This is a genomic window from Mucilaginibacter sp. L3T2-6 (genome assembly GCF_030519355.1).
In the GTDB taxonomy this organism is placed as follows: Bacteria; Bacteroidota; Bacteroidia; order Sphingobacteriales; family Sphingobacteriaceae; genus Mucilaginibacter.
Genome location: NZ_JAUMKC010000017.1, coordinates 87297 through 107395, shown reverse-complemented (window position 1 = coordinate 107395; position 20099 = coordinate 87297). Strand labels below are relative to the sequence as shown.

Sequence of the window (20099 nt, the reverse complement as noted above, 5' to 3'; positions counted from 1 at the left end):
TTATTGGTCAATAACATGCGATAATTGTCACAAAAAAGATACGTTTAGGAAAGAGGGCACAAAAGTTCGCGCCCTGAGATTCAGTCAGATAAAAATTTGGGAGTGTTAAATATTATTTGCAGCGGTTTATTTTCCCAAAACTTCTTTTAATTTTTCTTCCAGATCATCACCACGCAAATTTTTAGCAACAATTTTTCCATTCGGGTCTATTAAAAAATTAGCCGGGATGGACGAAACGTAGTAGAGCGCCGCAGCTTCGTTGTTCCAGAATTTAAGGTCGGATACCTGTGTCCAGGTAAGGCCATCATTTTTTATGGCTGCAAGCCAGTCATTACGGCCGCTTTGCTTATCCAGCGATACGCCTAACACTGTAAAGTTTTTGTCTTTATATTTGTTATAAACACGCACTACATTCGGGTTTTCCTGTCGGCAAGGGCCGCACCACGACGCCCAGAAGTCAACCAAAACGTATTTGCCTCTGAAAGAGGATAGTTTTACAGGCACGCCATTTACATCATTTTGCGTAAAGTCAGGCGCCATGGTACCAGGAGCTGTGTGCTTTAGCGGTTCGAGGGCCTTTTTAAAATTCAAAGCCGTCTCAGTGCTCCTTATCGCGGGCGATAGCGTATTATATAACGAATCCAGTTCAAACGGATCGGGCGCCGGGCCATCAACAGAATAAAGTGCCAGCAAGCTTAAATAACTGTCGGGATTGGCGAGAATAAACTTTTTGATCACGCCTTTTTGCTCTGCCTGCAACGCTTTGTAGCGCCCATGCAGCGTGCTTTCAAATTCCGGCGTTTTCTGTGCAACAGCGGCATTTCGGCTAATCTCGGTAAGTTTACGCGCCTTTTGCTTTATCGGCTCCAACTGAGCTTTCAGGTTTTTATCGTCATCGTTCAGTTTTGACCCGGTAATTTTGGCTTTCGAGACCGAATCTGCAGCAATTATGCCCAATTCGCCTTTTTCAAGGTAAAAATTCAGAATGTCTGCCGTGCTGTCCAGCTTTTCGAAACCTATGCCTTTATGGTCAACAACCAATATGGCGTTGGTAGGATTTAATATTTTTCCGCCCAGGTTAAATTTACCGCCGATCATTCCGGCCGAGTCTATCACCTGGTTTGCGCCAAGTTTATAAATTAAATAAGCTTTAGCGGGGGTACTGAGCTCACCTATTTTTCCGTTGATTATGAAGGCTTGCTCGGTTTGAGCCATTGCCATAACCGGGAGAAGTGTGATAAAAAAAAAGAGGATCTTTCTCATATTTATATTCAGCATAAGCTGTTTTAACGTTAAAAACAGGCCAGGGATTATTCTATAATTCAAATTTCACATTTTTTAACAGACCCGTGACCATCAAACATGGTGCCGGAGCGCCGGTTTAGTTTAATTTTTGATAAGTACGCCACCAAAGGTCGGGCATTTCGCCTGAAACGGCAGTTTTATAGTCCTCATACTGGCAGGGTACCAGGTGGAAGCGCTCGTTTTTAGAACCGGCTGTGGGGTACGGAACCTGCATCCACCAACGGTCGGATTTTTTGCTTTTTACAAACACCAGCTCATGGTCATCGTGTTTCAAACTGGTTTTATAGATCAGATATTGCGATTTTGGCTGCAACGGGAAATCGCGCTTGCGGTTATAAACGCCGTCGATGAAATACCATATCATCTGTGCAAGCAAAGTAGCCGTTTGCCCGTTACTGTCATAGGCCGGGTTAAACTCGTAAAAACCGATAGAGGTTAGTTTATCGTTAAAACCGGCATACCTGGTAATCTGGCAGGCCTCCTCTGCATAAAAGCCATTGGGTGTTGCATTGGCATTTGCTGCGGCATCAGACGAACGGATAGCTCCCATGTCAAAGCTGATCATGCTTGCATTACGAATGATAGGCTCGGAAACAGCCACATTACCGCTTAAATTACCGAGGCGATGAACGTCAAAGTATAATTTGTCCATCATCCGCAGGCTGTCCTGGCTGGCAAAATAGGTTTGGTAACCCAGGTTACTATAGTTGAACAAGTAATTTGGCTCGTGCAGGAATATTTTGTTTAGATATGATTCAGATGTAGTTTCAATAGTATCTGATGGGGTATCATCATCATCCAGATCAAAATGAGAGTCGATAATTACCAGGTCTACCTTTTGCTCCAGGTCCTCATAAGCCATATACTGCGCGTAGGTAAGATCCTGGCCTCCGCCAATAATAACCGGGATGATATCCTTTTTCACCAGTTCATTCACCACAGTTTTCAAAGCAAAGTAGGTATCGCTAACTTTCGCTCCCTGCCTGATATTGCCCAGGTCGACTATTTTGGTATTATAATTTCCTTCATGCAGCCGGTATAGCTTTTCGCGCACATAGTCCGGACCGAGCGCACAGCCCTGGTTATTTACCGCGTTGCGATCTTCCAAAACGCCGATAAGGGCGATGTCCACCTTATCTTCCATCGCGGGAAAATCAACGGCGTAATATTCTATCTTACTGCCCAGCTGACTAGTGTAATACCCTTTTGCAGGAACAATTTTTTTTGAATCGACAGGCGTAAAAAAATCTGCTAATGACATTTTTTATTGATGAACGAATGCGCGGATATGCAAATGTGCAGATTTTAACTAATATTTTTCACAGCTCAAATAGCTTTTAAAGGCATTCAGAAGTGCTTCGCCGTTAGCACGGCCTGGAGTTACAAGATTAAAAATCATGAATGAAAATGTTCAGGAATGAGGTTTAAAAACATCATGCGCGTCTCCTGTCTGTAAATCTTCAAAAGACGCGCATGTGAATAGCTCAACCTTTGGATGGTTGCTGGGCTGTGCCTTTCCATCCATCTTTTAGCGTCACAGTACGGTTAAACACCATTTTATCACGCGTGGAGTTCTTATCCAGCGTAAAATACCCTTTGCGCATAAACTGGTACCCTTTGCCGGGAACGGCATTTGCCAGATCCGGCTCAATGTAAACTTTCTCTAATACCTGCAAGCTGTCAGGATTGATATATTCTTTAAAGTCGCCATCTTCGTTCGAGGGGTCTTCAACCTTAAACAGCCGGTCGTACAGCCGTACCTCTGCGGTTATTGCATGCGGAACGCTAACCCAGTGTATGGTTCCCTTTACGTGGATACCGCTCGTATCATTCTGTGAGCGCGATTCGGGAATATAGGTACAGTTTATCTGCGTAACATTCCCATCTGCGTCTTTCTCAAAGCTGTCGCATTTTACAATGTACGCACTTTTCAAACGCACCATCAAGCCCACGCCCAGGCGGAAAAATTTTTTCGGCGGGTCCTCCATAAAGTCCTCACGCTCAATCCACAATTCCCTGCTGAAGGGAATCTCCCTGCCACCGTCGCCCCCCTCTGCTTCCGGATTGTTTTCACTGAACATGTTTTCAACCTGGCCTTCCGGATAATTGGTAATCACCATCTTTATCGGGTCGAGCACGGCCATACGGCGCCAGGCGGTTTTATTTAAATCCTCGCGGATACAAAATTCCAGCAGGCTAACATCAATCATATTCTCACGCTTGGCAATGCCAATACGTTCACAAAACTCGCGTATAGAAGCCGGTGTATAACCGCGGCGGCGTAAACCGCTGATGGTAGGCATGCGCGGATCGTCCCAGCCGTCCACATACTTTTCTTCCACCAATTGCAGTAATTTGCGTTTGCTCATTACTGTATAGTTCAGATTTAGCCGGGCAAATTCATATTGTTTGGATGGGAATATCTCCAGGTTTTCTATAAACCAGTCATATAACGGGCGATGCGGTACAAATTCCAGCGTACATACCGAATGTGTGATTTCCTCGATAGCGTCCGACTCGCCGTGCGCAAAGTCGTACATCGGGTAAATACACCAGTCGTTACCCGTACGGTGATGATGTGTATGCTTGATGCGGTACATCAGCGGATCGCGCATGTGCATGTTCGGCGACGCCAGATCAATTTTAGCCCGCAGCACTTTCGCCCCGTCAGGATATTTGCCGGCCTTCATCTCAGCAAATAGCTGCAGGTTTTCTTCCACGCTGCGGTTGCGGTATTGGTTAGGTGTACCGGGTTCGGTAGGTGTACCTTTTTGTGCGGCTATTTCATCGGCAGTGCTGTCATCCACGTAAGCCAGGCCTTTTTTAATAAGCTTAACAGCAAAGTCGTATAGCTTATCGAAGTAATCGGAAGCGTATAGCTCGTTCGCCCAGTTAAAGCCCAGCCATTTCACGTCTTCCTTAATGCTGTCTACGTACTCAACCTCTTCCTTGCTTGGATTGGTATCATCAAAACGGAGATTGGTTTGACCGCCGTAACGCTGCGCAAGCCCAAAGTTCAGGCAAATCGATTTAGCGTGACCGATGTGCAGGTAACCATTGGGCTCGGGAGGGAAACGGGTTAACACCTTGCCGCCATTTTTACCGGCTGCAATATCCTCTTCAACAATCTCTTCTAAAAAATTTAATGACCTTTCTTCGCTCATGACGTATACTTCAGAGGCACAAAGTTACGATTTTTTTTGAGGGGCGGCGCCGGATTTACTGAGCCTTTAGCCGGCTATCGAACCTGAATTTATTTACTGCGATTAACTTTATTTTACCGAAATCCGGATGAGCAGGATTAAGCAGGTAATTGTATTCCATCTCGATAATTGCCGAAGGTACTTTCAGCACTGCGGTTTCCAGGCTTTGCAGCCACGCGTCGCCAATGGATTGAGTTACGGGATAATTAATTACCTTATTCCAATCGGGGTTAAGCCTGACCAATTCTTTTAGCGTGACTTCTTTTATTGCCAACCTGTCGGGGACTTCGGCTATGGTTACGGAAAAATCGCCGGTATATAATGACGTGCCCGGCGTATGTACCAGCTTCTCCAGGCATGATAAGGCCAGCGAGCCGCCAAAATATATCATGTACCGGCCCGCCGGATTCCATCGCCCGTCAATACCAGAGCCCCTGGTATCGCGTGCATATTTAGTCTGACCGATGCGGTAAATTTTCATCCTAAACTGCTCATTGCTTTTGGCTTATTAGGCAGTAACGCCATAATCAATACGGATAAGCTCACTGATAATGATATTGATGCCGGTAATGGTATCCAGCAAATCAAAAGGAGTTGCATCAATGGCAGGATTATAATGCTTTAGCCAGCTTTTAAATTCATCGATAGAGCCGAAAGTATCCATCCCTTTGTTAAATAGCTCAAAAAGCTGGATAACATGCTCGCTGATGCCGGCATTAAGGCCCTTGGTACTTTGAATATGCTTGCGCAGGGTAGGCTCGGTAATATCAAGCCATTTGGCTACATCAACCTGGGTGGCGCCTGTTACGGTGATTAAATCAGAAAGCGCGGCCGGTTTAAGGCCCTGCTTAATAGCCCCGAGCTTGGCCAGCGGCGACCTTAAATATGGCGCGTACGGCTCCATAGCGACAAAGCCGGTATGCTTCTCCTCTGGAACATCATAGGGTTTCGCATCTGTTGCGGCAGGTTTATTTTTTTGTGTTTTCATCGCCTCTTACCTCCATAACAAATGTAATTATTTTCTATTTAAAAAGAAAATTTTATTCTTTTTATTTTAAACAGATTTTTAAAACCGAAACCAAACGCCGTTTGACGTGTTAATTGTATCCCCACCAATAGTTAATGAAAATGAAGAAGTTAAGTATTACGATTGCAGTTGTAACTGTTCTTTACATACTACAGGCTTGCAACGGCAACTCAAAACACGACGCCGTGGCAAAGGCCGATAGCCTGAATGCTGTAAAAGACACCACTAAGCAGCTTAGTATCGCAGTCGAAAAAATGGATGCGCAGTTTATAGTAGATGCAGCAAATGGCGACTTAACCCAGATCGAGCTTGGCAATTTGGCGCAGCAAAAAGGTATCAGCAAGCAGGTGAAAAATTTCGGGGCGATGATAACAAAAGACCACTCGGCAATTAATGATATGGTAAAAGCCATAGCCGTTACGAAAAACATTTCAATTCCGAAAGCTCCCGGAGCGAAAGAGCAAAAGAAAATAAAGAAATTAAGGACTAAATCCGGAAAGGACTTTGACAAGGCTTATATCCGCGAGATGATCAGTGATCATGAAAAGGATATCAAAACATTTCAAACCGCAGCTAAAAAATGCCTTGATCCTGACGTAAAATCGTTTGCGGAAAAAACCATTCCGGTATTGCAGCAACATCTTGATGCAATTAACGCGATTGAGGAAAGCATGAGATAAGTTGCCGGGAACGTAATTATTTTATTGTCCTGAAAATCCTGTTCCAGCGGATTTTACCCAGGAATGTACCTGTTGAATCGATACTCATCCATGTAATCATTGCCTTGCCTACCACGTGGTCTTCCGGAACATATCCCCAAAAACGCGAATCGAGCGAGTTGTGGCGGTTATCGCCCATCATCCAGTAGTAATTCATCTTAAAGGTATAGCTATCCGCTTTTTTGCCGTTGATGATGATATCCTTACCGCGCTGTTCAACTTTATTGTTTTCATAAAGTTCGATTGCCCGGCGGTACAAAATCATTGTCGAATCATTCAACGGGATTGTCATACCGCGTTCAGGTATAACCAGGGGGCCAAAATTATCCTGGTTCCATTTAAACTTTTCGTTGTGGGGAAATACTGCGGCGTCGAAACTGCCTGCAGGAGCTACAACCGGTGTAACGCTTTTAATGTTTGAATAGCCTTTAAATGTCGCGAGGCTGGCTTTCGGGATAATCATTTCATACGTGTTGTTATCCTTTTGGTACAGAGGCTCGATATTTAAATCCTGGAATATTTGCGGGTTCAGCGCATTACCGTCGGTAATAACTGTATATGATGTTTGCTGCTTTTCGGCATTTGCATTTGGTTTTCCGTTTACATAAACCTGTGCATTTTTTATTTCAAGCTTGTCGCCCGGCGTAGCCTGGCAGCGCTTGATCAGGTTAGTCCGGGCGTCTACCGGCCTGTCGTATGACGGATCCGCTTCTTCGGGTTTATTAAAAACTACAATATCGCCCTTTTTTATTTCAGTAAGCCCGGGCAGACGGTAGTAAGGCAGTTTAATGCCATCCCAATAAGTCTTGATGTTATATTTGGTGACAGTTGACTCTAAAAAAGGAATAGATACCGGGGTGAACGGCATGCGCGGGCCGTAGCTTATCTTGCTAACAAATAGATAGTCCCCTGTGAGCAGTGAGCCCTCCATCGAACCGGAAGGTATCGCGTAGGCAGAAAAAAGTAAGCCCCGTATAATGGTGGAAGCTATCAGCGCAAATAAAATTGCATCTACCCACTCCCGGGTTTTTGATTTTTTCTTTTTCGGATTGGCAATTTTCCTGGTAAAATGCAGCTTCCAGTTCATAGCATAAGGATTTATGCAGTGTTTGACTGATAAGTGGGGGGTAATGTTACAATTATTAAGCTCAGGACACATTTTTAAAAGACTATCAACAATGCATACCTTAGCGTCCTGATATGACTGCGCCAAAAATTGTATCGCTGCTACCCGCTGCTACCGAAGTTATCTGTGCTTTAGGCCTTGAGAAAAACCTGGCCGGGCGTTCGCATGAATGTGATTTTCCTGAATCAGTAAAACAATTGCCGGTTTGCTCGGAAGCCAATTTTCAGGATGGGTTAAGCAGCGCCGAAATCGATAAAAAAGTAAAGGAAATACTGACGGAAGCTTTGTCTGTATACACGGTTAAACGTGATGTGATTAAAAAACTGGCGCCGGATGTGATTATTACCCAGGCGCAATGCGAGGTCTGTGCGGTTTCACTAACTGAGGTTGAAAACGCCCTGCAGAATTACCTGGAAAATGAGGTACGCATTATTTCGCTCGAGCCAAACAACCTGAAAGCTATTTTAAGCGATATTAAAATGATAGCAGCAGGGTTGAATGTGCCAGGCGAGGGAGAAAGACTTGTTGAAGACTTACAGGAGCGCATTGACCTGATTCGCCATAAATTAAAATTTATTGACTATAAACCGACTGTTGCCTGTATAGAATGGCTGGAGCCGATGATGCTTTCGGGCAACTGGGTGCCTGAATTGGTAGCCATTGCCGGCGGAACAAATATATTAACTGAACCGGGCCAGCATTCGCCCTATGTATTATGGGAGGATATAAGATTGCAAAACCCGGATATCATCGTGGTGATGCCATGCGGGTTTTCGATTGGACGGACGCTGACAGAAATGGATGTCCTTTTAAAGTCGCCGGGCTTTAGTGATTTGAAGGCGGTAAAAAATAACCGGGTATATGTTGCTGATGGTAATCAATATTTTAACCGGCCGGGGCCACGGATAGTAGACTCCATTGAAATTTTGGCAGAAATAATAAACCCGAAGCAATTTATCTTCGGATATGAAGGCGAGGGATGGATGAGATTTGGACTGTAAATTGATTTACGGGTAACCGGTTAAGGTCATCTTTCTTATTTCTATATTGGGGGAAGGATTTCGCACTTGTCAAAGCGCCTAAAACCAGCTAAAATATATATCATGAAAGTGAAAGCATGCATCCCGGTGATTCCCAGCACCGACCTGGAGAAAAGCCTGAACTTTTGGGTGGGTGGCCTGGGCCTTATGGCGGACCGTCATATGTGGCAGGAAGGCCGCCTGGTCGGCTGCATGGTACACAACGAAAGTTTATACTTCTGGCTCAACCGGCGCGCCGGCGAACGTATCCCTCCTGAATATCATGGAATCAGCCTTTACTGGACCCCGGAAAATATTGAAGCGACAAGGGACCGATTAAAACACCACGGATTTGAAGTTTCAGAAATAAAAGAAAGAGATTACGGGCAAACCGAGTTTTTTGTAACGGATGATGACGGGCATTCGCATTGCTTTGGTATTGCGACGAAAGAACGATAATACCATCCGCTGTTTGGAATGACGCGCTCAATTTGCTACGTAAAAATTCCGATAAAATGCGAATAATAGCTACGATGCGAATTTGCATTAAACCTTTAGGCTAATCTGCTGTCGAAAAGAAATAAACCTAAAAGTTGTCCTATGCGCCTTGTTTATAAATTCATTTTTTTGTTTTGTTTTTTTGCCGCCATAACCTCATGCGAAAAAGACACCACCCAGCCATCAGGCTTTATTTCCTATAAAGTTGACGGAACAGTAAAAACGCTTTCAACAAATGCCTATTATAACACGGATAATTCAATCCTGATTTACGGTAGCGGAGCAAATAACGAAAAGATAGCCTTGTATATATTTACCCACACCAAAGCCGGCGATTTTCAATTTGCCAGGGATATCGACAGTGCTTTGGCTACCTATAGCCCGGGCCACTTCGTAAGCGATTCCGGCAAACTGGTGGTTGACTCATTTGACGGTAAACATATCGTTGGCACCTTTCAGTTTACTAGCAGTAATGGACGGGTGAGAAAAAGTATTACTGACGGACAATTCTCATCTACGGTAACCAACTTCAGCAGTGCCCCCATCCTGCCGCCGCCGGGTGTCGATTCGTCTGCAAGTGCTGTGGGCCGTTATAAAATCCGCATCCCTAAATAAGCCGATGCTAACAGTTACCACAAAAAGAAAACCACCCCGTAGTACGAAGTGGCTTTCGATATTTGTGTAACCTGGTTTTACACGGTCATAATATCTTTTTCTTTAGCGTCAGATAAGGCGTCAACCTTTGCGATATAGCTGTCTGTCAGTTTTTGTATTTCAGCTTCGCCGGTTTTCATCTCGTCTTCAGAAACACCTTCTGATTTCAGCTTCCGTATTTTCTCATTGGCATCTTTGCGGATGTTGCGGATAGCAACCTTGCCGCTTTCAGCTTCAGATTTTGCTTTCTTAACCAGATCGCGCCGGCGCTCTTCGGTAAGCGGAGGTACATTTATACGGATGATTACGCCGTCATTCTGTGGATTAACGCCCAGATTGGCTTCCATAATCGCTTTTTCGATAGGATTCAGTAATGATTTTTCCCAGGGTTGTATAACAATGGTGCGGGCATCCGGCGTATTAACGCTGCCCACCTGATTTAGCGGAGTTGGCGTACCATAATATTCTACCGTAATATCGTCAAGCATAGAGGGGTTGGCTTTGCCTGCCCTTATTTTTTGTAATTCGCCGTCGCAATGCTCAATAGCTTTATCCATGTGCGCACGGGCATCAGTAACTTGTTTTTTAATGAGTTCGCTCATCTTTTTGTAAGTTTTGCAACAAAAATAATAAAAAATTGACCGGTACGAAGCGGATTAACGGATTTTTCGGATCCCGCATAATTAAATCGTTAAAACCCGGAACAATGCTTTCAATTAACAACAGCCTGAAGGCGCCATCCGATAAATGCACCACCCCGCGCAATCGGGATTCTAAAAACACAATTGTAACAACAGTATGTTATTTGTACTCTAAAATGTTGTAAATTCACAAAACGAAATCCTGTAAACGAAAAACATGAATCAATCGGGAACGGCCAAAAACGAACAATCCGGTTCTGATAGTTTCATGGCCATTAAAAAAACAAATTAAAACACATGAAAAACCTATTGATAGTATTGGGCATCATTATCGTGATTTGCCTTATCGGCTCATGCAGCTATAACGGTATGGTAAAAAAAGATGAAAATGTAAAGGCTAAGTGGGGGGCCGTACAGTCTGACTACCAACGCCGCAGCGATTTGATACCGAACCTGGTAGCTACCGTAAAGGGTGCTGCCAATTTCGAGAAAAGCACTTTGGTTGAAGTTACAGAGGCTCGCGCAAAAGCTACATCTATACAAGTGGACCCAAACAAACTCGACCCTGCAGCGATACAAAAATTCCAGGCTGCACAGGGTCAGTTAAGCACCGCATTGGGCCGGTTATTAGTAGCTTCGGAGAATTACCCGCAGCTGAAATCAAACGAGAACTTCAGTGCTTTACAGGCACAGCTTGAAGGTACTGAAAACCGGATTAATGTTTCGCGCCGCGATTTTAACAATGCTGTACAGGAATATAATACCGGCATCCGCTCTTTCCCGGCTGTTATTACGGCAAAAATATTCGGCTTTGAGCCTAAACAAGGTTTCGCAGCTGAGCCTGATGCTCAAAAAGCACCGAAAGTAGCTTTTTGACCGGGGGCTTGACAAAAGGCTGAATTAACGGGGAAATATTTTAAATCGTTAATTCAGCCTGTCCATTTTTCCTGATCACTAATTCACCAACTCACTGATTCACCAACCATGGCAGTATTTAACGACGACGAGCAACAACGCATTCGGAGTGCGATTGAAAGTGCTGAAAAAGATACCTCAGGGCAGATCCGGGTTTGTATCGAAAAAACGTGCAGCGAGGATGTGCTCGACCGTGCGGCCAAATATTTTCACCAGCTGGATATGCACAAAACGCGCTTGCGAAACGGCGTCCTGATTTATGTAGCTACTGTCGACCGTAAATTTGCCATAATAGGCGACGCGGGCATAAACAAAGTTGTTCCGGGTAATTTCTGGGATAATACAAAAGAAGAAATGCTGGCTCAGTTTAAGTATGGCAATGTTGTTGAAGGAATTGTAACCGGCCTTAAGATTGCAGGAGAAAGCCTGAAAAAATTCTTCCCTTATCAAAGCGACGGAAGCAATGAAATAGCTGACGATGTAGCCTTTATGGATGGCGAATAAACATTACCACATGTTAAAGAAATTCTTTTTATTGATAGCTTGCGCATTTGTTGCTTTTACAACTTTTGCCCAGGAGCTCCCGCCCAAGTCAAATACCCTGGTGACTGATTATATGGGCATTTTGCAGGACCAGCAAAAAGCACAGCTTGAAAAGAAGCTTGTCGCCTATGCTGATTCGACTTCCACGCAGATTGCCGTGGTGATCATCAAATCAACCGGTGATTACGACATTAACGATTTTGGTCAGAAACTGGGCCGCGCATGGGGCATTGGCGAAAAAGGCAAAAATAACGGTGTGTTGTTGCTGGTAGCCATTGGCGACCGCAAGGGGGCCATTCAAACCGGTTACGGAGCCGAGGGCGCTGTTACTGACTATGCAACGCACGATATCATCCAAAAAGATATTGTTCCGCGCTTTAAGGAAAACAATTATTATGAGGGGATAGATGCCGGCACGAATGACATCATGAAGCTGATGAAGGGAGAATACAAGGCATCCGGCAAGCATAAAAAGACCAGCGAAGATGATGGCGGACCCATTGGCTTTATTATCATTATCGTGGTAGTAATACTGATTATCATATTCCGAAGAAGAGGCGGTGGCGCAGGACATATTATTGGCAGCCGCGGTGGCGCGAGCCCGTTCTGGTGGTTTTTGGCTGGCAGCGCGCTCGGCCGGGGTAGTGGCGGATGGGGCGGCTTCAGCGGAGGCGGTGGGTCATCCGGCGGCGACAGTGGCGGCTTTGGCGGCTTCGGCGGCGGCGATTTTGGCGGCGGCGGATCAAGCGGAAGCTGGTAGGGTTTGTGTTCATGGGGGATGGCTCATGATGAATAGCGTGAGCTTAATAGCGATAGGCAGCCTGCTAATGTTGAATAATAACGTTAAGATTTTATAGGCTTGATAACATCAACCGCAGGAAGCAAATCGAGCTATTTATGGCAGCAACATATAGTGCCAGTTCACCGAATTAGCGTATAAAACAGGAAGGGCCTCCAAATTTGGAAGCCCTTCCTGTTTTTTCAGTCCGAACCAGGCTGCTACTAACCAGGCTAATTCCTGGCCGGTTGCGGCTTTGGCAGCGGCATGCGCGGGATCATTTCATTACGTTGCGATGTATTATAAACAAATGACGCGATGATTGTAGCGGCTTGTTTCATATCATCTTCGCTTAGCTTATCATAAGTGTCCTGGTTGCTGTGGTGAGTGCGTGTACCATAGTCAAGCGCATCCTGGATAAACTGGAAACCAGGTATACCTACTGCATCAAACGACAAGTGGTCGGTTCCGCCGGTGTTTTCAATGGTTACTGTATTCGCTCCAAGATCTTTAAAAGGCGCAAGCCACGACTTAAATATCGGGCCGGCAAGTGAATCGCCCTGTAAATAAATTCCGCGGATCTTACCACTGCCGTTATCCAGGTTATAGTATGCAGATACCTTTGCCTGTTCTGGCTTAAGCTCCATAGTTTTAGGATCGCCAAAATGGTTAAGCACATAGTTGCGCGAACCAAACAAGCCTTGTTCTTCAGAACTCCACAGCGCTATGCGGATAGTACGGCGGGGATGAAAGTTAACCGCCTTTAAAATTCGCATTACCTCGAGCATTACAGCACTGCCTGCGGCATTATCAGTAGCTCCCGTTGCAGCATGCCATGAATCGAGGTGTCCGCCGATCATCACCAGTTGTTCTTTTAGTTTTTTATCGGTGCCGGGTATTTCCCCAACCACATCATAGCCTTGTAAGTCATCGGTATAGAATTGCGTTTTAATGTCGGCTTCGATATTCACAGCTATGCCGCCTTTTACCAGGCGTAATATCCGCTGGAAATCTTCGCCGCTGGTTTCTAATTCCGGCAACACAGCTTTCGCAGTATCAGCATACGATGCGCCGTTGGTAGTAAACACTGTGCCATCATTACCCCTTGCCTGGGTCAATATAAGTGCAACGCCTTCGTCCTGTAAAAACTTATCGACAGTAGCGCGCATGGCCCTGGCCTTCATCATAGCTTTGAAACGCGGCGAATTGCGATCGAACTGTGCCCTGCGGTCGCCTGCCGGGCGAGAGGTAGCCTGCGCCATTTTATCGAGCTCCTCGTCGGTATACCGAACTCCGTCGGCCTTGAAGGTTCGCTCCACGCCAGGTTTAGTATCAAATATTACAATTTTGTCTTTCAGCGTGCCTTTGTATTTGTCCAGGTCAGTAACAGTATCAGCCTTTACTAAAACCACAGTATTCCTGATGTATCCGTTAGTTCCCGGTGTCCAGGCTTTGGGGATAGCAATAAGGGCGTGGTAATAAGGCACGGTCATGGCCACATAATTTTTCTGTACCTCCCATCCTTTGCCGAATTTACCCCAGGGTTCGCGCGCTACGTTTGAAAGTCCCCAGGTCTTTAGTGTGCTTACGGCCCAGTCCTGTGCGCGTTTTAAACCTGGCGAGCCAGCCAAACGCGGACCAGCAACATCAGTAAGCTGAAAAGCAATATCCATCACTTTGGAATGGTTAAGCCCCTCTTCGCGGATTTTTTGGGTCATCGCCGGGTCGGGCGTGTCCTGTGCGAGCGCGGCGCCCGCAGTTGCTGCTACAAGCAGGCAAGAATAAAGTAATTTTATTTTCATACAGTTAGTTAATTTTGAGGCCATTGTGAAATTTTCTCACGCCGGCTTCATGTTTTTAATTAGATCAGTTGATAGCAAACTTATTTATTAAAAACTGCAAAACTCAGTAAGTGTATTAACAAAGTTGTTACATACAGTAATTAATTTGAGGTATATTTGTGTGTGAGTGAGTATCGTTTGACCAGAACAAGATTTAGGGGCAAACGGCTGGAGAAGCAGTAAAAAACCGGGCGGAATTTTACCGGTAGTTAGCCTCCGGAAGAGCCAAACACATCAATGATCTTGAAAATCAGGAGGAGAAATAGTACTTATCCGGCTACGTAATTTCGGTTACCTAATTTATCAGCAGCTTATACCCCCGCCCGTGTACGTTAATAATCTCAACCGACGGGTCATCCTTTAAATACTTTCTGATCTTACTTAAAAAAACATCCATGCTGCGGCCGTTAAAGTAATTGTCGTCGTGCCAGATATTCAACAGGGCTTCCTCGCGGGTCAGCACTTCATTTTTTCGGATGCAGAGCAGCCGCAACAGCTCAGCTTCCTTGGTTGACAGCTTTTGCTGGCTGTCACCGGTGGTGATCAGCTGCGCAGTATAGTCAAAGCTATATTTTCCCAGCTTAAATGTTGTTTGTTTCTCTTCCTCCTGCTTTTCGGTATTGCTTGTTCTTTTCAACAAGGCGTTTATGCGAAGCAGGAGTTCTTCTATTCGGAAGGGCTTGGTGATATAGTCGTCGCCGCCCAGGTTAAATGCCTGGGTTTTATCTTCGATCATGCCTTTGGCGGTAGCAAAAATAATCGGCACATGCTCGTTTATTTTCCGGATATCTTTACCCAGCGTAAAGCCATCTTTCTTGGGCATCATTACATCAAGGATGAGCAGATCGAATGTTTGTTTGGTGAAAGCCCGCAGCCCTTCATCACCGTCTTTACAAAGCACAACGTCAAATTTGCCTTTCAACTGCAAATAGTCCTGCAACAGCAGCCCCAAATTCGGATCATCCTCAACTAGTAATATTTTCTTCATGTGATATTTTAATCCGGAAAGCCGGAAAAGACCGGCAGTCCGAAAGATTTGAATTCGATTTTATTATAACGATGCACTTAAAAAATCTATCGCGATGGACTTTGCAGCATCTTTCGGACTTACAGGCTTTACGGACTTTCCTTATGCCACCTGGAATTTCAGCTCAAATTCCGAGCCTTTTTCCTTTTCCGATTTCACGCTGATGATCCCGTTTAATCGCTTTACAACCGTATTTACATAACTTAAGCCCAAACCAAAGCCTTTAACATCGTGCAGGTTGCCGGTTGGTATGCGGTAAAACTGCTCGAATATTTTAGTTTGCTGGTCGCGGCTCATGCCTACACCTTTATCAGCTACCTTTATAACTACCTGGCCGTTTTTATTCAACGTTGTTATAGTAATATCCGGCGCGTTGACGCTATATTTTATGGCATTATCTATCAGGTTATAAATCACATTTGAAAAGTGCAGTTCATCGGCGCTGATTGTGGAATTCTCCGCATCAAGTTGCAGATGGATGACTGCATGATGTTTTTGCAATTTCAATTCCATGCTGTCCACAACTACCGCAATCATTTCATTAACGTCAATAGGCTTTCTATCCAGCTTAAAGTCGTTCTTCTCAATGCGCGCAATATTCAATACCCGTTCAATATGGCTGCCCAGGCGCTCGTTCTCCTCATAAATAATGTTGGCCAGGCGTGCTACCCTGCTCCTGTCGCCGGCGATCTCATTATCTTTTAAAGCTTCGCTGGCGATCATAATAGTTGATACCGGAGTTTTAAACTCGTGGGTCATGTTATTGATGAAGTCGGTTTTCATTTCAGATACTTTCTTTTGTTTCAGTATCGAAAAAATGGTGTAGCCGAAGCACAAGACCAGGACAAGTAATAAACCTCCTGTAGTGGCCAGCGATGCCGTCATTTTATTTACCAGCAATACATTACGTTGCGGAAATGCAATCTTTATTAAACCGGGATCATTTATTACGTCTTTGCTGAATATCGGGGTTTGATAAGTATTATCATCAAATACAGGCTTCTCCCCGGTTATGTCGCTGGCTTTCGAAAATATCAGTGAGTCTTTATTGGCCATCGTTACCTCGTAGCTATAAGGCAGGTTAATGCCTTTGTTATGGAGTTCGAAGCGGATAAGCGTGTCTATCCACATAGGGTCGAGGCGCAGGCGAAGTGGCTCCCCATATTTTCCATATTCCTCGGCAAGGTTGGCGATCACCGTGGTTTTGCTGTTATTTTGCGGCATGTTTTGAAGGGAATCATCCTCCAGCATCTTGCGCACTTCTTCCAGCTGCCTTTCTTTTAGCTTCCGGTCCTGCTCACGCGCCCATTGGGCATTGATGTGCGGAATGGATATAATTTGTTTGCCAAACTGCGGGTCGCTGTATATATAACGTACAGTGTCATATTTATGCAGCTTCTGGTGCCTGGCCGCAGCCGGAACCAACGGGTTTCTAACCAGCGCAGGAGTAACCCGCCTGTGCATCACCCCGTATTCATCCGTAAATTCCTCAAACTGTATCTGCAGGTCGTATTTGCCATCCTGGGTAAGCTTGGAAAATTCTTCATCCATTTTCCTGTTGAGGATAAGTTTCCGCAAGCTATCCCGCAGCAGTGCAATTTTCTTCTGGCGGGCAGTAAGCTTATGCCTGGGGTTGCTTTTTGGTAAGCCGGATTCCACATTGCCGTTGTCGGCAAGGGATTTACCCGGTGTCCATGCGGTATTTTGTTTTTGCTGTCTATGCCTGGTTTTCGTGTTTAAAAAGTTTAACGCATCATGACGGCTGATTTTCGCCACCACGTTATTTAAGGCTTCGTTCACAGAGCGGTCGAACAATTCCGACTGCAATTGGTACGACTGCCTTAAAAAGTACAATTGCATCGTGATCACACCCAAAAGCGCAAAACTCATTAAGCCGATTATAAGCGCTATACTCCTTTTCTTCATTGTAAAAACAAAAATATTTTAAATACGCTCATCAAAATTTCTTTTAACAAAATTTAACAAATTATACCCTGTTATTAACATACTGAAATATAGTTGTTTGCTTAAATTTGACTTAACAAGACAGGTCTTCTGCCCGGCACTTATCTACGCAGCGGAAAAACGTAACATTCCTGCAGTAAAAACAATATAAAAAACCTATTAAAGTTAATTAACTTAAACAAATACCCCATCATGAAAACACATATCCAAAAACCCGGCTTCGAATTTATTTTCGCATTTGCCTTAGTGATGATACTCGGGCTGCCACCGATACTGCTCGCACAGATAAAAACGCAAAAAGATGTAGATATCCGCATTGAAAACGGCGACACCACGATCAATGGTAAAAACCTGCGCGACCTGACGGGCGCTGAAAGGGAAAGCGCGCTGAATGATATTAAGGTCATCACCGGCAATCAAAACGACCACATGCGGCATAAATTTTTATTTAAGCGAATTGATACCGGCATGGTTGACTATAAAAGTTTTTACGGTCGCGGCGAAGGGCCGATGATGACCTGGCGTAAAGACACCCTCGGCTTAAAAAGGCCGGACAAAATGGGCGGCAGAAAACGTATGACGTTCAGCTATCGTTTTGACGATGAGCGTCCGGATGAGATGAGTATGCGGGAGCGTGCTTTCGACCGTATGCCAATGCGCAAACATGGGCGCCGCAATACACAAAACTTCGATTTTGAGAATACAAATGGCGACGGAGTTGTTACCCATGTAAGCTTTCATGTATCTGACATATCAGACGATGACCTGAAGCGGATGCCTTATGTTGAAGGGCCAAAGTTTGAGATAACCGATTTCAGTATTGTTCCGCAATTCTCAAGCGGAAAAATTTTGCTGATGTTTAACCTGCCGTCGAAAGCGCCTTTTGAAGTTACGTTGAGCGATAGCCAGGGTAAGGCGTTATGGTCAGAAAAAGCAGCCAAAAACACCTTTAGCAAAAGCTTTCCGCTTGGCCTCAACGGTATTTACTATCTGAAAGTAAAACAGGGAAAGAACATCGCAATGAAGAAGATAATGAAAGAGGAGTAGGTCAGCCGGCAGTTTTAAGTTTGCAGTAGTCAGTGGATAGATTACCATGGCTATGCCGCTGATAAAAATGTAAATAAACAGAGAAAGCCAGCTATATATGAACTGGCTTTCTCTGTTTATTTTTAACTGCACACTGCCCGCGGGCAACTGCAAGCCGGTTAAAACGGCAAATCGTCTTCGTCAGGTGTAGCACTGATATCGGCCGGCGGTGCGTATTCAGGAGCCGGTGAGCTGCCAGCCGGGCTTAACTGGTTTATTTTCCAAAGCGCCAGGGTGTTAAAATAGCTTTTCTTGCCTGTTTTATCAGTCCATGGGCGGCCGCGCAGGTTAAAGAAAACTTCAACGTCATCACCCACTTTTACATTATCCAAAATATTACAGCGGTCTTGTATAGCCTCAAATTTTACATATTCCGGATATTGTGGATTCTCGATATATTCAAGTATAAGTTCTCTCTTTTTCAGCGAGTCGGTAACCTGTGTAGTTGGCCCAACCTCATGTACTTTACCTTTAACTTCCATAATGTCAAAAAAATTAAAAATGTAAAGTTAATAGTTCAGAAGTAAAATCGGGCGTATTTAATTCCTAAATTCGCACAAAATCATGCAAGTTTTCCACACCGAAAATAAAATAATTATAACCTGTAATAAAAGGTTATCGCCATATCTTCAGCAGGAAGTTGAGGAACTGGGCTTTAAACCAACAAGGGTCTTTCAAACCGGAGTTGAACTCCTGGGGACGGTCAATGACTGTATAGCACTTAACCTTAACCTGCGCTGCGCCAGCCAGGTATTGTATCATTTAAAAAACTTCAGGGCGACCGACCCTAAGCAGCTTTACGATGAATTGGTTGCCATTGAATGGGAAAAGCTGATAGATTTTTCCGGCTATTTTTCTGTAACGTCTAACGTAAACAACGAACATATCACCACCCCGCTTTTTGCCAATGTAAAAGTTAAGGATGCGATTGCCGACCGTATAAAATCTATAAAGGGTGTAAGGCCCAACTCCGGCGCCGATGCCAACAAAACTGTGGTGCACCTCTACTGGCAGGATGACCGGGCCGATATATTTTTAGATACATCGGGCGAGACGCTGGCCAAGCACAGCTACCGCAAAATACCCGGCAAGGCGCCCATGCTTGAGGCGCTGGCAGCTTCAACTATTATCGCTACGCGGTGGGACAGAAAAAGTACATTCATTAACCCGATGTGCGGCTCAGGAACACTGGCTATAGAAGCCGCCTTGCTGGCGACAGACAAAAGCCCGGGGCTATTCCGCATGAACTATGGCTTTATGCACATAATGGACTATGATGAAACTGTGTTTTTTACAGAGCGCCGAAAGCTGAAGGACAAAGCAAAAAAAGAAACGGGCTTTAAAATTATTGCATCGGATATATCGGCAGATGCGGTGGATATCGCTCAAAAAAACGCAAAAACTGCAGGCGTAGAACATTTGATTGATTTTAGCGTTTGTGATTTTGCAGATACGCCGGTTCCGGAGATGCCGGGGATAATTATGTTTAACCCTGAATACGGGGAGCGCCTGGGCACGCATGCAAAGTTAGAAGCAACCTATAAAAGAGTAGGCGACTTTATGAAAACCAGGTGCCTGGGTTATCGCGGCTATGTATTTACCGGCAATCCCGATTTAGCGAAGGTGATAGGACTGAAAGCCTCCCGAAGGATTGAATTTTATAATGGCAAGCTCGACTGCCGCCTGTTGGAATACGAACTGTACCAGGGGACCAGGAGAGAGCCAAAGCCGCTTGATTGAGCTGGCGGTCCG

Annotated in this window: 20 protein-coding genes; 9 read left to right on the top strand and 11 right to left on the bottom strand. The window is 44.9% G+C overall.

Features of this window, described 5'->3' with window-relative positions; all coding sequences use genetic code 11:
- Positions 1-126: 126 nt before the first annotated feature.
- The 5 genes from Q3W13_RS18125 to Q3W13_RS18105 all read right to left on the bottom strand — a co-directional run bounded on the left by Q3W13_RS18125 (position 127) and on the right by Q3W13_RS18105 (position 5496).
- Complete coding sequence (locus Q3W13_RS18125) at positions 127-1263, bottom strand: TlpA disulfide reductase family protein (RefSeq protein ID WP_302866160.1); 1137 nt, start codon at positions 1261-1263, stop codon at positions 127-129.
- A 118-nt stretch (positions 1264-1381) separates the two neighbouring features.
- Positions 1382-2566: a formimidoylglutamase gene (locus Q3W13_RS18120; RefSeq protein ID WP_302866159.1), complete on the bottom strand. Its 1185-nt coding sequence runs from the start codon at positions 2564-2566 to the stop codon at positions 1382-1384.
- A 223-nt stretch (positions 2567-2789) separates the two neighbouring features.
- Positions 2790-4469 (bottom strand): glutamine--tRNA ligase/YqeY domain fusion protein, encoded by a 1680-nt coding sequence (locus tag Q3W13_RS18115; RefSeq protein ID WP_302866158.1) that lies wholly within the window; start codon positions 4467-4469, stop codon positions 2790-2792.
- 55 nt (positions 4470-4524) lie between these two features.
- The gene (locus Q3W13_RS18110; RefSeq protein WP_302866157.1) at positions 4525-4989 is read right to left on the bottom strand and encodes an RES family NAD+ phosphorylase; all 465 of its coding nucleotides are present in this window, start codon (positions 4987-4989) and stop codon (positions 4525-4527) included.
- Positions 4990-5016: 27 nt separating this feature from the next.
- Positions 5017-5496 (bottom strand): antitoxin Xre/MbcA/ParS toxin-binding domain-containing protein, encoded by a 480-nt coding sequence (locus tag Q3W13_RS18105; protein WP_302866155.1) that lies wholly within the window; start codon positions 5494-5496, stop codon positions 5017-5019.
- 140 nt (positions 5497-5636) lie between these two features.
- On the opposite strand from Q3W13_RS18105, the gene Q3W13_RS18100 reads away from it, so the two are divergent.
- Positions 5637-6215 carry a DUF4142 domain-containing protein gene (locus Q3W13_RS18100; protein ID WP_302866154.1) on the top strand — a complete coding sequence of 193 codons (579 nt, stop codon included), beginning with the start codon at positions 5637-5639 and terminating at the stop codon, positions 6213-6215.
- A gap of 16 nt (positions 6216-6231) precedes the next feature.
- On the opposite strand, the gene lepB is transcribed toward Q3W13_RS18100, so the two are convergent.
- Positions 6232-7341: a signal peptidase I gene (lepB, locus tag Q3W13_RS18095; protein WP_302866150.1), complete on the bottom strand. Its 1110-nt coding sequence runs from the start codon at positions 7339-7341 to the stop codon at positions 6232-6234.
- A gap of 113 nt (positions 7342-7454) precedes the next feature.
- Here lepB and Q3W13_RS18090 point away from each other — a divergent pair, with 113 nt between their 5' ends.
- The 3 genes from Q3W13_RS18090 to Q3W13_RS18080 all read left to right on the top strand — a co-directional run bounded on the left by Q3W13_RS18090 (position 7455) and on the right by Q3W13_RS18080 (position 9512).
- Positions 7455-8381 carry a cobalamin-binding protein gene (locus tag Q3W13_RS18090; protein WP_302866149.1) on the top strand — a complete coding sequence of 309 codons (927 nt, stop codon included), beginning with the start codon at positions 7455-7457 and terminating at the stop codon, positions 8379-8381.
- Between the two features lie 102 nt (positions 8382-8483).
- Entirely contained in the window at positions 8484-8858 is a 375-nt protein-coding gene (locus tag Q3W13_RS18085) for a VOC family protein (protein WP_302866148.1), read from the top strand.
- Positions 8859-8999: 141 nt separating this feature from the next.
- Entirely contained in the window at positions 9000-9512 is a 513-nt protein-coding gene (locus tag Q3W13_RS18080) for a hypothetical protein (RefSeq protein WP_302866147.1), read from the top strand.
- A gap of 77 nt (positions 9513-9589) precedes the next feature.
- Here Q3W13_RS18080 and frr read toward each other — a convergent pair whose 3' ends face one another.
- Positions 9590-10153, bottom strand: a complete 564-nt coding sequence (gene frr, locus Q3W13_RS18075; protein WP_302866145.1) for a ribosome recycling factor — start codon at positions 10151-10153, stop codon at positions 9590-9592.
- Between the two features lie 336 nt (positions 10154-10489).
- On the opposite strand from frr, the gene Q3W13_RS18070 reads away from it, so the two are divergent.
- The 3 genes from Q3W13_RS18070 to Q3W13_RS18060 all read left to right on the top strand — a co-directional run bounded on the left by Q3W13_RS18070 (position 10490) and on the right by Q3W13_RS18060 (position 12410).
- Positions 10490-11068 (top strand): LemA family protein, encoded by a 579-nt coding sequence (locus Q3W13_RS18070; protein WP_302866143.1) that lies wholly within the window; start codon positions 10490-10492, stop codon positions 11066-11068.
- Positions 11069-11176: 108 nt separating this feature from the next.
- Positions 11177-11611 carry a TPM domain-containing protein gene (locus Q3W13_RS18065; protein ID WP_302866142.1) on the top strand — a complete coding sequence of 145 codons (435 nt, stop codon included), beginning with the start codon at positions 11177-11179 and terminating at the stop codon, positions 11609-11611.
- 10 nt (positions 11612-11621) lie between these two features.
- Positions 11622-12410 carry a YgcG family protein gene (locus Q3W13_RS18060; protein WP_302866141.1) on the top strand — a complete coding sequence of 263 codons (789 nt, stop codon included), beginning with the start codon at positions 11622-11624 and terminating at the stop codon, positions 12408-12410.
- 251 nt (positions 12411-12661) lie between these two features.
- Here Q3W13_RS18060 and Q3W13_RS18055 read toward each other — a convergent pair whose 3' ends face one another.
- From Q3W13_RS18055 to Q3W13_RS18045, 3 genes are all read right to left on the bottom strand, one after another.
- Positions 12662-14230: a M20/M25/M40 family metallo-hydrolase gene (locus Q3W13_RS18055; protein WP_302866140.1), complete on the bottom strand. Its 1569-nt coding sequence runs from the start codon at positions 14228-14230 to the stop codon at positions 12662-12664.
- A gap of 334 nt (positions 14231-14564) precedes the next feature.
- The gene (locus Q3W13_RS18050; RefSeq protein ID WP_302866139.1) at positions 14565-15257 is read right to left on the bottom strand and encodes a response regulator transcription factor; all 693 of its coding nucleotides are present in this window, start codon (positions 15255-15257) and stop codon (positions 14565-14567) included.
- A gap of 141 nt (positions 15258-15398) precedes the next feature.
- Positions 15399-17222 carry a sensor histidine kinase KdpD gene (locus tag Q3W13_RS18045; RefSeq protein WP_302866138.1) on the bottom strand — a complete coding sequence of 608 codons (1824 nt, stop codon included), beginning with the start codon at positions 17220-17222 and terminating at the stop codon, positions 15399-15401.
- Between the two features lie 231 nt (positions 17223-17453).
- Between Q3W13_RS18045 and Q3W13_RS18040 the strand changes: the two genes are divergently transcribed.
- Positions 17454-18308, top strand: a complete 855-nt coding sequence (locus Q3W13_RS18040; protein WP_302866137.1) for a T9SS type A sorting domain-containing protein — start codon at positions 17454-17456, stop codon at positions 18306-18308.
- A 158-nt stretch (positions 18309-18466) separates the two neighbouring features.
- On the opposite strand, the gene Q3W13_RS18035 is transcribed toward Q3W13_RS18040, so the two are convergent.
- Positions 18467-18829, bottom strand: coding sequence for a DUF3127 domain-containing protein (locus Q3W13_RS18035; protein WP_302866136.1), 363 nt, complete (start codon positions 18827-18829; stop codon positions 18467-18469).
- Positions 18830-18911: 82 nt separating this feature from the next.
- Between Q3W13_RS18035 and Q3W13_RS18030 the strand changes: the two genes are divergently transcribed.
- Positions 18912-20087 carry a class I SAM-dependent RNA methyltransferase gene (locus Q3W13_RS18030; protein ID WP_302866135.1) on the top strand — a complete coding sequence of 392 codons (1176 nt, stop codon included), beginning with the start codon at positions 18912-18914 and terminating at the stop codon, positions 20085-20087.
- Positions 20088-20099: the final 12 nt, after the last annotated feature.

What these genes read in the sequence shown, in the direction of transcription:
- Q3W13_RS18035 (WP_302866136.1), bottom strand. Translation starts at nt 18,829, where the DNA reads ATGGAAGTTAAAGGTAAAGTACATGAGGTTGGGCCAACTACACAGGTT.
- Q3W13_RS18060 (WP_302866141.1), top strand. Translation starts at nt 11,622, where the DNA reads ATGTTAAAGAAATTCTTTTTATTGATAGCTTGCGCATTTGTTGCTTTT.
- Q3W13_RS18030 (WP_302866135.1), top strand. Translation starts at nt 18,912, where the DNA reads ATGCAAGTTTTCCACACCGAAAATAAAATAATTATAACCTGTAATAAA.
- Q3W13_RS18100 (WP_302866154.1), top strand. Translation starts at nt 5,637, where the DNA reads ATGAAGAAGTTAAGTATTACGATTGCAGTTGTAACTGTTCTTTACATA.
- Q3W13_RS18040 (WP_302866137.1), top strand. Translation starts at nt 17,454, where the DNA reads ATGAAAACACATATCCAAAAACCCGGCTTCGAATTTATTTTCGCATTT.
- Q3W13_RS18110 (WP_302866157.1), bottom strand. Translation starts at nt 4,989, where the DNA reads ATGAAAATTTACCGCATCGGTCAGACTAAATATGCACGCGATACCAGG.
- Q3W13_RS18090 (WP_302866149.1), top strand. Translation starts at nt 7,455, where the DNA reads ATGACTGCGCCAAAAATTGTATCGCTGCTACCCGCTGCTACCGAAGTT.
- frr (WP_302866145.1), bottom strand. Translation starts at nt 10,153, where the DNA reads ATGAGCGAACTCATTAAAAAACAAGTTACTGATGCCCGTGCGCACATG.
- Q3W13_RS18055 (WP_302866140.1), bottom strand. Translation starts at nt 14,230, where the DNA reads ATGAAAATAAAATTACTTTATTCTTGCCTGCTTGTAGCAGCAACTGCG.
- lepB (WP_302866150.1), bottom strand. Translation starts at nt 7,341, where the DNA reads ATGAACTGGAAGCTGCATTTTACCAGGAAAATTGCCAATCCGAAAAAG.
- Q3W13_RS18085 (WP_302866148.1), top strand. Translation starts at nt 8,484, where the DNA reads ATGAAAGTGAAAGCATGCATCCCGGTGATTCCCAGCACCGACCTGGAG.
- Q3W13_RS18125 (WP_302866160.1), bottom strand. Translation starts at nt 1,263, where the DNA reads ATGAGAAAGATCCTCTTTTTTTTTATCACACTTCTCCCGGTTATGGCA.
- Q3W13_RS18045 (WP_302866138.1), bottom strand. Translation starts at nt 17,222, where the DNA reads ATGAAGAAAAGGAGTATAGCGCTTATAATCGGCTTAATGAGTTTTGCG.
- Q3W13_RS18105 (WP_302866155.1), bottom strand. Translation starts at nt 5,496, where the DNA reads ATGAAAACACAAAAAAATAAACCTGCCGCAACAGATGCGAAACCCTAT.
- Q3W13_RS18065 (WP_302866142.1), top strand. Translation starts at nt 11,177, where the DNA reads ATGGCAGTATTTAACGACGACGAGCAACAACGCATTCGGAGTGCGATT.
- Q3W13_RS18070 (WP_302866143.1), top strand. Translation starts at nt 10,490, where the DNA reads ATGAAAAACCTATTGATAGTATTGGGCATCATTATCGTGATTTGCCTT.
- Q3W13_RS18115 (WP_302866158.1), bottom strand. Translation starts at nt 4,469, where the DNA reads ATGAGCGAAGAAAGGTCATTAAATTTTTTAGAAGAGATTGTTGAAGAG.
- Q3W13_RS18120 (WP_302866159.1), bottom strand. Translation starts at nt 2,566, where the DNA reads ATGTCATTAGCAGATTTTTTTACGCCTGTCGATTCAAAAAAAATTGTT.
- Q3W13_RS18080 (WP_302866147.1), top strand. Translation starts at nt 9,000, where the DNA reads ATGCGCCTTGTTTATAAATTCATTTTTTTGTTTTGTTTTTTTGCCGCC.
- Q3W13_RS18050 (WP_302866139.1), bottom strand. Translation starts at nt 15,257, where the DNA reads ATGAAGAAAATATTACTAGTTGAGGATGATCCGAATTTGGGGCTGCTG.